Source organism: Staphylococcus sp. Y174-1 (genome assembly GCF_049897865.1).
Taxonomy (GTDB): Bacteria; Bacillota; Bacilli; order Staphylococcales; family Staphylococcaceae; genus Staphylococcus; species Staphylococcus saprophyticus.
Map to the genome: position 1 here is coordinate 24,723 of NZ_JAFCXB010000001.1, position 13,353 is coordinate 38,075.

General features: G+C 31.2%; 12 protein-coding genes. 7 read left to right on the plus strand and 5 right to left on the minus strand.

Annotated elements, in window-relative coordinates; translation table 11 throughout:
- Window positions 1–2,934: an ATP-binding protein gene (locus ACP7BT_RS00245; RefSeq protein WP_002482891.1), complete on the plus strand. Its 2,934-nt coding sequence runs from the start codon at window positions 1–3 to the stop codon at window positions 2,932–2,934.
- On the plus strand, window positions 2,934–3,875 hold the full coding sequence (gene yhaM, locus ACP7BT_RS00250; protein ID WP_002482892.1) for a 3'-5' exoribonuclease YhaM: 942 nt from the start codon (window positions 2,934–2,936) through the stop codon (window positions 3,873–3,875). Before ACP7BT_RS00245 ends, yhaM begins: the two co-directional genes overlap by 1 nt.
- A gap of 143 nt (window positions 3,876–4,018) precedes the next feature.
- Here the strand turns inward: yhaM and ACP7BT_RS00255 are convergent, their stop codons facing one another.
- From ACP7BT_RS00255 to ACP7BT_RS00270, 4 genes are all read right to left on the minus strand, one after another.
- Window positions 4,019–5,011: a peptidylprolyl isomerase PrsA gene (locus ACP7BT_RS00255; protein WP_011302817.1), complete on the minus strand. Its 993-nt coding sequence runs from the start codon at window positions 5,009–5,011 to the stop codon at window positions 4,019–4,021.
- Between the two features lie 220 nt (window positions 5,012–5,231).
- Window positions 5,232–5,795 (minus strand): DUF3267 domain-containing protein, encoded by a 564-nt coding sequence (locus ACP7BT_RS00260; RefSeq protein ID WP_002482894.1) that lies wholly within the window; start codon window positions 5,793–5,795, stop codon window positions 5,232–5,234.
- A gap of 204 nt (window positions 5,796–5,999) precedes the next feature.
- Entirely contained in the window at window positions 6,000–6,374 is a 375-nt protein-coding gene (locus tag ACP7BT_RS00265; protein ID WP_002482895.1) for a YtxH domain-containing protein, read from the minus strand.
- 78 nt (window positions 6,375–6,452) lie between these two features.
- Complete coding sequence (locus tag ACP7BT_RS00270; RefSeq protein ID WP_002482896.1) at window positions 6,453–6,878, minus strand: HIT family protein; 426 nt, start codon at window positions 6,876–6,878, stop codon at window positions 6,453–6,455.
- Window positions 6,879–7,006: 128 nt separating this feature from the next.
- Here ACP7BT_RS00270 and ecsA point away from each other — a divergent pair, with 128 nt between their 5' ends.
- Complete coding sequence (gene ecsA / locus ACP7BT_RS00275) at window positions 7,007–7,744, plus strand: ABC transporter ATP-binding protein EcsA (protein ID WP_002482897.1); 738 nt, start codon at window positions 7,007–7,009, stop codon at window positions 7,742–7,744.
- Window positions 7,741–8,964 (plus strand): ABC transporter permease EcsB, encoded by a 1,224-nt coding sequence (ecsB, locus tag ACP7BT_RS00280; RefSeq protein WP_041080112.1) that lies wholly within the window; start codon window positions 7,741–7,743, stop codon window positions 8,962–8,964. Before ecsA ends, ecsB begins: the two co-directional genes overlap by 4 nt.
- Before the next feature lie 62 nt (window positions 8,965–9,026).
- On the opposite strand, the gene ACP7BT_RS00285 is transcribed toward ecsB, so the two are convergent.
- Entirely contained in the window at window positions 9,027–9,530 is a 504-nt protein-coding gene (locus tag ACP7BT_RS00285; protein ID WP_002482899.1) for an antibiotic biosynthesis monooxygenase, read from the minus strand.
- A 261-nt stretch (window positions 9,531–9,791) separates the two neighbouring features.
- Between ACP7BT_RS00285 and hemE the strand changes: the two genes are divergently transcribed.
- The 3 genes from hemE to hemY all read left to right on the plus strand — a co-directional run bounded on the left by hemE (window position 9,792) and on the right by hemY (window position 13,247).
- Window positions 9,792–10,826, plus strand: coding sequence for a uroporphyrinogen decarboxylase (gene hemE, locus ACP7BT_RS00290; RefSeq protein ID WP_037538155.1), 1,035 nt, complete (start codon window positions 9,792–9,794; stop codon window positions 10,824–10,826).
- A gap of 85 nt (window positions 10,827–10,911) precedes the next feature.
- The gene (hemH, locus tag ACP7BT_RS00295; RefSeq protein WP_002482901.1) at window positions 10,912–11,835 is read left to right on the plus strand and encodes a ferrochelatase; all 924 of its coding nucleotides are present in this window, start codon (window positions 10,912–10,914) and stop codon (window positions 11,833–11,835) included.
- Window positions 11,836–11,852: 17 nt separating this feature from the next.
- Window positions 11,853–13,247, plus strand: a complete 1,395-nt coding sequence (hemY, locus tag ACP7BT_RS00300) for a protoporphyrinogen oxidase (RefSeq protein ID WP_041080110.1) — start codon at window positions 11,853–11,855, stop codon at window positions 13,245–13,247.
- The last annotated feature ends 106 nt before the right edge of the window (window positions 13,248–13,353 follow it).

Sequence of the window (13,353 nt, forward strand, 5' to 3'; positions counted from 1 at the left end):
ATGAAAATCAAATCATTAGAGATTTATGGATACGGTAGATTTATTGAAAGAAAAATTGAATTTGACGAATCATTTACTCAGATTTATGGTGAAAATGAAACGGGTAAATCTACAATACAAGCATTTATTCATTCAATTCTCTTTGGATTTCCTACAAAAAAAGAGAACGAACCACGTTTAGAACCAAGATTAGGTAATCAATACGGTGGTAAATTAACATTAATTCAAGATGACGGCTCGCTCGTCGAAGTAGAACGTATTAAAGGCAGTGCGACTGGTGATGTGAAAGTTTATTTGGCTAATGGTAGCATTAAAGATGAAAGTTGGTTAAAAAAAGAACTGAATTTTATCTCGAAACGTACGTATCAAGGGATTTTTTCATTCGATGTTTTAGGGTTGCAAGATATTCATAAAAATATGGATGAAACACAATTACAAAATTATCTTTTACATGCTGGTGCTTTAGGCTCTACTGAATTTACGACTATGCGTGAGGTATTAAATACTAAAAAGGAAGAACTTTATAAAAAAAATGGTCGCAATCCAATTATCAATCAACAAATAGAACAACTGAAAGAATTAGAAGGCCAAATTCGTGAAGAAGAAGCAAAATTAACTTCTTATAAGCGATTAGTAGATGATAAAGATAAAGCAGAAAGACGACTTAATAATTTAAAACAAAATTTAGCACAGCTATCTAAAATGCATGAACGTAAACAAAAAGAACTCGCTTTACTTGAACAGACTCAAGAGTGGAAACAATTGGAAACCCAATTGAATATAGAGCCTGTTGTTTTTCCAGAACAAGGTATAGATCGTTATGAATCGGCAAAGTTACAAACTCAAAATTTAAAGCGTGATATCAGTTTAAGAACAGAACGATTAGCACATCTTAAAGCCGAAAATGAAAAAATAACAGTACCAAGGCAAAGTGACATTGATGCATTTAATCATTTACATCAACAAGAAAATGAAATAAAACAAAAAGAATATGAAGTTAAGGCGTTAGATAAAGAAATACAAGATAAAGAACGTGAAAAAGAAGGCTTGAAGTCAAACATTGGATGGCAAACTGTTCATCATGAAGTCGATGGTTCAGAAGCTATGAAGAGTCATGTCAGTAATCAAATAAAAGATAAACAAGAGCAAATGGCTTATATCCAACAACTCGAACGTAATATTGAAGAAAATAAAATTGATAATGATACAAATCACGCAGAAATGAATGCGCTTGAAGCAGATATTGTTCCAGAAGAGAACTTTGAAAAGAAAAAACAATATAATAGACAAGTGTTTGAGCTTCAAGAGAAAAACAATCTTTATCAAAAAATGAAAGAAACATTTGATAAAGAGCAAAGAGAGAATGAGAAGAAACAAAATTTAATGCGAATAAGTTTAATTATATTGGCTATTATTGGCATTGGACTGACAGTCTTCTCATTTGTATCTGCGAATATCATTTTCGGGATTATCTTTGCTATTCTATCAGTCGTATTTATTGTCGGTATATTCTTTGTTAAAACGAAAGAGGTCGGACATAGTGAATCTTTTTCTAAAGAAATTGAAGATTTGCAACAGCAAGTAACACAACTTGAAGATAACTATGATCTTGACTTCGACTTGGATGATCAGTACAGAGTACGAGAACAGCTACAAACAACAATCAAAACAAAAGAAGCAATAGATAAGAAGGCTGAATACTTAACCAATACTTTAACTCAGGCAAAGGAACAATATCAAAATGCGCAACAAAACATTGATAAAGTGAAAGCTGATTTATATTTATCTGATAAAATGTCAGATGAATTAATCGTAGATAGTATTGGAACAATGAATAAAATTAAAACACATGAAAAGCATATCGATGATTTGCAAACACAGGTACAAGCCTTAAAACAACAATTAAATGATTTTTACGAACATGCGCAAGAAGTAACTAAAAACCAATTTACGTATTTTAATGAATTATCGCTATTCCACGATATAAGACAATGGCTTAAAGAAGAAACAAGTAATTTGGAAAAATGGACACGTAATGATGAACAAATCAAATTAATTGAAAGTGAAGTTTCACAACTGAATAGTAGATTAAATGAAAATAGCCGTGTGATTGACCAATTATTCAATTTTGTTAATGTTAACGATGAAGAATCATATTATCAACATCATGTTCAATATCAAAATTATCATCAAAATATGTCGAGATTTAATGACTTATCAAAATATCTGGAAAATCAAAATTATAATTATGATACAAGTTCAAGTTTAAGTGAGAAAACATCTGCACAACTTACTAACGAAGATGAAGTATTAGCACGTCAAGTTGATGATTATAATGATCAGTATTTAGAAATGCAATCTGAAGTAAGTGACTTAAATGCCAAAATCACAGATATGGAAACAGATAAGACTTTAGCTGATTTAAGACATAGATTCCACATATTGAAAAATAAAGTGAATGCTGAAGCGAAAGATTGGGCAAGTTTAAGTTATTTACAAGCATTGGTAGAAGGACATATTAAACAAATTAAAGATAAACGTTTACCACAAGTGATAAATGAAGCAACAGATATCTTTACGCATTTAACAAATGGTCATTATGTTCAAGTTACGTATGCAAATGATAATTTAATGGTTAAACAAGTTAATGGTCAAATGTATGAACCCGTTGAATTAAGCCAATCAACAAAAGAAATCTTATACATTGCATTGCGTTTAAGTTTAATTAAAACATTAAAGCCATATTATCCTTTCCCAATTATCATAGACGATGCGTTTGTTCATTTTGATAAGCAAAGAAAAGAAATCATGATGAATTATTTGAGACAAATGCCTAACAGTTATCAAATCCTATACTTTACATGTGTGAAAGATAATAGTGTGCCTTCAAAACAAATTATTACTTTAGATAAAATTCAGGAAGGCGGTAAATAATGAGAAATGTAGAAAAATTAAATCCAGGTGATTCAGTAGATCATTTTTTCTTAATCCATAAAGCGACACAAGGTGTTACTGCTCAAGGTAAGGACTATATGACACTATACTTACAAGATAAAAGTGGCGATATAGAAGCCAAATTGTGGACTGTGAGTAAAGAAGATATGAAAATATTAGAACCTGAGAAAATCGTACATGTTACTGGTGATGTAATTAATTATCGTGGTCGTAAGCAAATGAAGATAAACAAGATAAAATTAGCTACACCAGATGATAATATGAAAACGCAAGATTTTGTTGATGGGGCGCCACTTACTCCAGATGAAATTCAAGAGGAAATATCGCATTATATGTTGGACATTGAAAATGCAACGTTACAACGTATTACGAGACATTTGATACGTAAGCATCAAGAAGCGTTTTTTACTTTTCCAGCAGCTAGTACACATCATCATAATTTTGCGAGTGGTTTAAGCTATCATGTGTTAACAATGCTACGTGTTGCAAAATCAATTTGTGATATTTATCCATTGTTAAATCGCAGTTTGTTATATAGCGCAATTATTTTGCATGATTTAGGCAAAGTTAGAGAATTAAGTGGTCCAGTAGCTACTTCCTATACTGTCGAAGGTAATTTATTAGGGCATATTTCAATTGCTAGTGATGAAGTCGCAGAAGCGGCAAGAGAGCTGAATCTTGAAGGTGAAGAAGTGTTATTGCTACGCCACATGATTTTAGCGCATCATGGTAAAATGGAATTTGGTTCGCCGAAATTACCTCATATGAAAGAGGCAGAAATATTATTCTTCATTGATAATATAGATGCGAAAATGAATATGTTTGAAAAAGCTTATAAGAAAACTGATAAAGGTCAATTTACAGAACGTATTTTTGGATTAGATGGTAGACAATTTTACAATCCTAAATCGCTAGATTAATAATGAAGGTCTTTTAGGTTGGATATATAATATTAAAAGGTTCGAGACATTTGTGGATGTTCTCGAACCTTTTTCATTTTCGAAAAAAGTGGTATAGAAATCTAATTGAATAGGTTTCTATACCACTTGATTCATTTATGAAATTATTGTCCAGTTGACATGCCAGCACCACTTTGTTGCATAGATTGTTGTTGCTGTTGTTGTTGCTGCTGTTGTTTGATTTTTTCTGGATCTAATATTGAGTCTTCAATCGCTTTTTTAATATCTCTATCTTTATAATCAACTTTATATTCATCTAATAATTCTTTATAAGCGTCAGTTAAAAGCTTAGGATCTTTTTGAATTTTAGTTTGAATTAATTGTGCTTTTAATTTGCCTTTTTCTTTATCAAAGTCATTTTCTTTATCTGCTTTGATAATATGGTAACCGTAATCTGTTTTAACTACGTCAGATACTTTACCTTCTTTAAGTTTGAATAATGCTTTTTCAAATTTGTCTTCCATTTGACCTTTGACGACATAACCTAAGCTACCATCTTTTTTAGCAGAGGCTTTATCCATTGATTCTTTTTTAGCAATTTCTCCAAATTTATCTGGGTGTTTTTCAACTTCTTTTTGGATTTTTTCAGCTTTTGCTTTAGCTTCTTTATCAGATAAGCCTTCTTTATCATCTTTATTTTCTTTAACTTTAATTAGAATGTGAGAGCCTTTTTTGGTATTTTCTTTAATTTCTTTGTCAGACATACTCACTTTATCATTAAGTAGTTCTTTTTGATAAGCTTGTAATTTTTTCTGTTCTTTATAATCGCCTATAGACATTTTTTGTTGTTTTAACATACTTTCAAATTGATCTTTGCCACCATATTGTTTTTGTTCTTTTTCAACTTCTTTATCAATATCTTTTGTATTTACATCGTCTTTATATTTATCAGCAAGCAATTTGTTTAACATGATTGAGAATGATGTATTAGCAATTTGCTCATCACCCATCTTGTTCATAACATCTTCGACTTTAACGTCGCCAGCTTTTGAAGAAATAATTGTATCTTCTTTTGAATCTGTTGCACTGTTACCACATGCGCCTAATAACAATGCACTAGCTGTAACAGGAAGTAAAACTTTTTTAAATGTTTTCATAGTTGGAAACTCCTTTTGTAAGAATAACAACGTAAATATAACATATTATTGATTATTCACCAATTAGAAACATAATTTCTACGACTATAGTATTAGTGTTTTGTGACTTTTGATATAACTTAATCAAAAAAGAGGTGACATCGTAACCTATTGTTAGATTACTTATGTTCACCTCTGTAATATTTATCTATGCATACAAGTAAATCATTATGAAACAAGACTATACTTTTTTCTCATAATGCGTATTAACTTTATTTAATATATTAATACCTGTTTGATGTTCTTCTATATAATCACCTTCATTTGAAAATAAAATGATTTTTAAATATAGAAAATCCATAACTGAATAACCCATATTTAAAGCAATTAAAAACATCAGATAATGACCGTATTGTGGAAACAGTGTACTGAAATAAGCACAAATTACAGTGATGATTATAACTGGTGTTATTAAATCAAAACAAAAATAATACTTATTTACTGGTGTGTTCACATACGTATTATAAAATGGTATTTTTTTATGCCGTAACAATTTATATTTTTTAAACGATTTATAATATGGAATAAAAAATATGAGGTGAATGGCTTTGTGGATAGGGTACAAAATAACCACGAGTAGTAAAAAGATTAAAAAATATTGATCAGTTAGTTTTGTGTTAGAAAAAAAATAGAGTATTTCATAAGCAAGGAGAAATGTAATAATGGTTGTAACTAAACTTAGAAATGCAATCCTTGGTAATCCAAATCGAGCATTGATATCGATTTGTCTTGTACAGAGATACATTGTTTATTCACTCCTCTTAAACTAAAGTCATATGATATATACTTATGTATTATCTATCTTAATATGTGAAACGTCAAGATATATTCCATCATTTGAGTAGGTAAGTTTATAGCATGCATAAAAGTATTTTCAATTAAAAAACTGTTATCTAGCATTAGTTTAAATGTTAGATAACAGTTCAATAATTGATACTTTAATTAGTGGTTATTTTTCATCTTTATCAAATGCTTTTGAAATTTCTTCACCACGGTTTTGAAGGTTTTCAATATGTGATTGCAAATTCTCAATATTTGGATTGATATCAGATTTGAAATCACCAATCATCGTTTTTACTTCGTCACCGATAGAACTACCGAATTCAGTACTTTCAGTTTTGATTTGTGAAATATAGTTGGCTATGTCATTCACACTTTGCTTAATTGTGTTTATTTCTCTATCTACTTCTGATTCAGCACCAGTTGGTTTTTTAGCACGTGCAGTATTTAGGCTAGAATCTTTTTTATCACGATTCATTAAAGCTACACCGAGGCCAGTTGCAACGCCAGCGCCTAGGCCTAATAATATTTGAGCTGTTTTCATAAAAATTCTCCTCATTTCTAGTAGTATCTCATCCGTTAATATTTTTTATATACCCCATATGTAATAAGGTAAGCATGATTAATCGAATTGAGCGGCTATTTCTTGTGCAATTTCAGCCTTTTGTTCATCGTCGATACTTTCTTCGTGTGTTTCCCATTTATAGCCAAAACCATCGACATCATTTTCATATCTTGGTAGTAAATGGAAATGAAGATGAAAGACAGATTGATCGGCAAATTCACCATTATTCTGTATAATATTGAGTCCATCTGGGTTAAAAGCTGTTTTAATAGCGTTAGCAACTTTTGGCAGTGCGACACCAATATGTTTCATTGTTTCACTGTCAGTTTCAAAAATATTAGCAGATGCTTTTTTAGGGATTAAAAGTGTATGACCCTTGGTAACTTGTGATATATCTAAAAATGCATAGACATATTCATCTTCATATACTTTATGACTTGGTATTTCACCATCTATAATTTTACTAAAGATTGTTTCTGACATAAAATCTTCACTCCTTGTAAGATTGTTATTGCCTATTATAGCATTACTGTATTATTTACGTCAGTTTTTGCAGTAAATTTATGACTAATTAAAGATTTTTGATACAATATATTTTGTGGAGGTGCTATATGACAGTAAAAGTAGAACATTTAACAGGTGGTTATGGAAAACGACCTGTAATTAAAAATATAAATTTTGAATTAACACAAGGTGAAATTGTGGGACTTATAGGATTAAATGGGGCAGGTAAGAGTACAACGATTAAGCATATGCTTGGATTGTTAACACCTATGGAAGGTAACTTGTCTATTTCTGATATAAATATAAAGCAAGATGTTGAAACATATAGAAGAAAGTTATCGTATATACCAGAATCACCAGTTATTTATGAAGAACTAACTTTACAAGAACATATTTATATGACAGCAATGGCATATAATATTAGCAGAGAAGTTGCTATGGAACGTGCGCGTCCATTATTAAAAACGTTTCGTTTAGAAGATGAATTAAATATTTTTCCAAGTCACTTTTCTAAAGGTATGAAACAAAAAGTGATGATTATATGCGCATTTATAGTTAATCCTGAACTATATATTATCGATGAACCATTTCTTGGTTTAGATCCGTTAGGTATTCAATCTATGTTAGATTTGATGGTGGAAAAAAAGCAAGAAGGTCGTACAGTGCTGATGAGTACACATATACTAGCAACTGCAGAGCGTTATTGTGATAGATTTTTAATCATGGATGAAGGAGAAATAGTTGCTTTTGGAAACTTGGAAGAGTTGCGTGCTCAAACAGGGCTAAAAGGTAAGACATTAGATGAAATCTATATCCATGTCACGCAAGGTGGCCAAAATTCATGAAACGAGATGCAGAACAATTATTTAAAACTAGAAAACGTGAAATAAGTAAAGAAAAACAATATTATAATAAATTTATTTTTAATGGTCATTTTTCTTTGTTTTTAGTTATTATGTTAGGTGCATTTATATTAGGCTACGGTGATTGGCTTAAATCAATACCGAAACATATTAATTATTCACTTATTGTTAGTATATTCGTTTCAATAACGTCAATGTTTCCATTACGTACGTTGCTTAAAGATGCAGATAAATTATTTTTATTGCCATTCGAAAGCAATATGAATCACTATATTAAGCAAAGTTTGATTTATAGCTATGTTTCACGTATTGGCTTACAAGTTGTTATTATGATTGTATTATTTCCATTGTTTTATGTGATTAATGACCAGACATTTGGCTTTTATATATTATTTGCATTATTAATGTTAATCATGCCATTTGTAGGCTTATTATTAAAATGGCAATGGTACACGTATAAATTGGAAAGTTGGTCATTGCATACATTACTTTTTATTGTACTTGCATCAGGCTATTATGTGACATTAGATGCCAAATCATTTGCAAGTATCACTTCGATATTAATTATTATAGGCTTAACACTACTACTTCAATATCAAAATAAGCATCAATTGTTTCCTTGGGAAAGAATGATTAAGTCAGAGCAACAACATCATATGAATTACTATAAATTTGTAAATATGTTTACAGATGTCAAACACCTTAAAGAAACAGCGGTTCGACGAAGTTATTTGGATCCTATTTTACGAACTCCTAAGTTTAAGAAATTCAATGAGAATTATATGTATTTATATTTATTCGTTAGGAGCTTCGCAAGAGGGAAAGATGTTTTTAATATAATATTAAGGTTAGTTATTATTGCGCTCATTCTTATGTTTTGGTTGCATCAACCCGTAATCACTTTGATCATAGGAAGTTTGTTTATGTATATTATCTTGCTTCAAATGGCACAATTTTATACACAACAGGCATATGGTTTATGGCCACAAGTTTGGCCAACACCAGAATCAAAAGTGATTAAAGGTTATGAACAATTTTTATATAGATTAATGTTTATGATAGGCATTTTATTTATTATCGTATATGCGATATCTTTCCCATTATACAGTTATTTTGGCTTATTATTCTTAATAGTGGGTTGGTTAACAATTAGAAATGTAATTAAAAAATTAAAATATCAAGAAACGTTATTGCGAGATTAAAAAAACACTGTTTATGTCATTTGCTTTGACATAAACAGTGTTTTTAAGTTCATTACATTAAATCAATTATCATCGATAGGGAATAAATATCTTTCGAAATAACTAGAATGTTGGCCACTAGAACCAAAGAATTGACTTAATGCTAATTTATCAAAATTATCTTTGAAAATAGATGATGCTTTAAAGTCTTCATAAGCCGTTCTACTTTCAAAGCCAAAGTAAATCTTATAAGTTAAACCTTGATCAGGTTTTAGGAAACGATAGCTTCGATAACCCGCAAATTGTTTAAAGTCAGCAGTAATATTTTCTAATCTTTTTTCTAGTTGATAAGCATGATCTTCTGATGTAGGTACAAATATGACCGAATAAAAATAATTTTCATTTAAATCTCCCTCAGCTTTAAGTACATCATAGACTAAAGGTTGTTTTAATACAGAAGTTTGGTCAGTTTCTTCAAGAATGACTGAAGAATCAGACGCTGAAAATTGTAATAAGTTATGGTCAGGATTATTTAGCCTAATCTGGTTTAAGTAACCAAACGTTCCATAAGATGCATAAATTTTCATAAGATTGTCCCCCTTGCTTGGTATATGAAAGTATAAATAACTATTTCACTTTACTATAAAAATATCTACTTTTTCAAATAAATATAAAATAGGCTTTGATAACATTATAATTGATTTTTATTATAAAACAATAGTCAAATAATTAAGCTGTTAAAATGAGACTGTTTGTCTTTTTTATGACATTTTAGAACAATAAAATACGCGTAATTAAGCAATATGGTATTATAGACAAGAATGATTATAATCTAGGAGGATTAAAAGGTGCATAATAAAAACAATACGATCCTAAATATGATAAAAGGCGAGTCGGTTTCGCACACACCAGTTTGGTTTATGCGTCAAGCTGGCAGGTCTCAGCCAGAATATAGAAGATTAAAAGAAAAGTATTCATTATTTGAAATTACACACCAACCAGAACTGTGTGCGTATGTAACACATCTGCCTGTAGATAACTATAATACAGATGCAGCGGTACTTTATAAAGATATCATGACACCTCTACAGCCAATAGGTGTGGATGTAGAAATTAAATCTGGCATAGGTCCAGTGATTCATAATCCAATTAAAACGATACAGGATGTTGAAAAATTAGGACACATTGATCCAAAGAGAGATGTACCTTATGTGTTAGATACGATTAAATTATTAACTGAAGAAAAGTTGAATGTGCCATTGATTGGATTTACTGGTGCGCCATTTACACTTGCAAGTTATATGATTGAAGGTGGTCCTTCTAAGAACTATAACTTTACAAAAGCAATGATGTATAGTGATGAAGCGACATGGTTTGCATTAATGGATCACTTAGTTGAAATGTCTATAACTTATACTTCTGCACAAATAGAGGCAGGTGCACAAATTATCCAAGTATTCGATTCTTGGGTGGGTGCATTGAACGTTCAAGATTATCGCTATTATATTAAACCTGCGATGAATAAATTGATAAGCGGTATTAAGGAGAAGTATAATGTACCTGTTATTCTATTTGGAGTTGGTGCTAGCCATTTAGCAGATGAATGGAACACATTACCTATAGATGTATTGGGATTGGATTGGAGACTATCAATTAAAGAAGCTAGTTCAAGGAACATTGATAAGACATTGCAAGGGAATTTAGATCCATCTCTATTATTGGCACCATGGGATGTAATAGAAGAAAGGCTGAAAGCAATATTAGACCAAGGGATAGCGCATGGCAAACATATTTTCAATTTAGGTCATGGCGTATTTCCAGAGGTGAAGCCCGAAACATTAAAACGTGTGACTACATTTGTACATGACTACACACAGAGATAGTACGACATAAATTTTGACTATCACGAATTACAAATAATTATGTCATATGCATCTAAAAATTATAATACAAAAGGATGATCTTAAAATGACAAAAACAATAGGCCTATTGGTTATGGCTTATGGAACACCATATAAAGAAAGCGATATAGAAGCTTATTATACAGATATTAGACATGGGAAAAAACCTACTGAAGCGGAACTACAAGATTTAAAAGATAGATATCAATTTATTGGTGGTTTATCTCCGTTAGCAGGAACGACAAATAGACAAGCAGAGTCACTTCGTGATGCGCTCAATCAAGCCTATGACGACGTTGAATTTAAACTATATATCGGTTTAAAACACATTCACCCATTTATTGAAGACGCTGTACAATCAATGCATGAAGACGGTATAGATGAAGCTGTTACAGTTGTATTAGCACCACATTATTCTAGCTTTTCAGTTGGCTCTTACAATACACGTGCACAAAAAGAAGCAGATAAATACGGCATCACGTTTAAACATGTTGAACATTACTATCAACAACCTAAATTCATTCAATATTGGACAGAGAAAATCAATGAAACATTAGCAGATATTCCACAAGATGAACATGACAAAACAGTTCTTGTTGTTTCAGCTCATAGTTTGCCAAAAGGCTTAATTGAGAAAAATAACGATCCTTATCCTAATGAGTTACATGAAACTGCTCAGTTATTAGAACAACATTCAAATATTATACATGTAGCTGAAGGATGGCAATCTGAAGGGAATACGGGTACACCTTGGTTAGGACCTGATGTTCAAGATTTAACTCGAGCGTTATACAATGAACATAAATATGAACACTTTATCTATACCCCAGTGGGTTTTGTTTGTGAACATTTAGAAGTACTCTATGATAACGATTATGAATGTAAAGTGATTTGTGATGAATTAGGTGTACATTATCATCGTCCAAAAATGCCAGATACTGATCCGCTATTTATTGGCGCAATTGTTGAAGAGATAAAAAATGTTTATTAAAGGAAGCGTGACTTATTTTGACTAAAAGTATTGCTATTATCGGAGCTGGTATCACAGGTTTATCTAGTGCATATTTTATAAAAAAACAACGACCAGATATAGATGTGACGATATATGAAGCGACTAATCGAACTGGCGGTAAGATTCAAACCTATCGAAAAGATGGTTATACGATTGAATTAGGTCCAGAATCTTATCTAGGACGCAAACAGATTATGACAGACATTGCTAAAGATATTGGATTAGCAGATGAACTTATCACTAATCAAACAGGACAATCTTATATTTATGCTAAAAATAAACTGTTTCCTATTCCAGGGGGATCTATCTTAGGTGTGCCAACTAACCTTAAACCTTTTATTAAAACAAAATTGATTTCGCCTAAAGGTAAATTACGTGCTGGTTTAGATTTATTAAAAAAGCCTATTCAAATAGAACGCGATATTTCTGTTGGGTCATTCTTTCGTGAACGTCTAGGAGATGAAGTCTTAGAAAATTTAATTGAACCTTTAATGGGTGGTATTTATGGTACAAACATTGATGAATTAAGTTTAATGTCTACTTTTCCGGAGTTTAAAGAAAGAGAAGAACAGTTTGGTAGTTTAATTAAAGGTATGCGATACGAAAAAATGCAACGTCAAAAACAACGACAATTATATCCAGGAGCACCAAAAGGCCAATTTAAACAATTTAGGCATGGGCTGACTTCTTTTATTGAAAAATTAACTGATTATGTCGTAAACCAAGGTGTAAAAATCAGATTTAATACACCTATAGATGATATCGTCATCTCACAAACGAATTATGAGCTTGTTGTAGATGATGAAAAAAATATCTACGACAGTGTGCTTGTTACCACACCACATCAAACCTTTATGAAATGGTTTGGTAATGATCCAGCCCTTGATTATTTCAAAACAATGCCATCTACAACCGTTGCAACGGTTGTACTAGCATTTGATGAACAGCATATTGAAAATACCTATGACGGTACGGGTTTCGTGATTGCAAGAACGAGCCAAACCGATATCACAGCATGTACATGGACAAGTAAAAAATGGCCTTTTACTACACCAGAAGGTAAGGTGCTGATACGTGCTTATGTTGGTAAACCAGGTGATACGGTTGTGAAAGATCATTCAGATGAAGAACTTGTAGATATTGTTAAACGAGATTTAACACAAATGATGACTTTTAAAGGCGCACCAGATTTCAGTATTGTGAATCGTTTACCTAATAGTATGCCGCAATATCGTGTGGATCATATGGATAACATATCTGCGATTCAAGCGCATATTAAACATAATTATCCTAGGTTAAGAATAGCCGGTGCTTCATTTGAAGCGGTTGGCCTGCCAGACTGTATTTTACAAGGTAAAAATGCAGTATCAGAATTATTAAATGAATTATAGAGTATATGCGAGTAAAGATACGGAGCGAGGATTTGAAATCAAATACAATTTTGGTTTCTGCCTCGTTTTTTAATTGATATTATTTATGTAGCATTAAAAACGATGA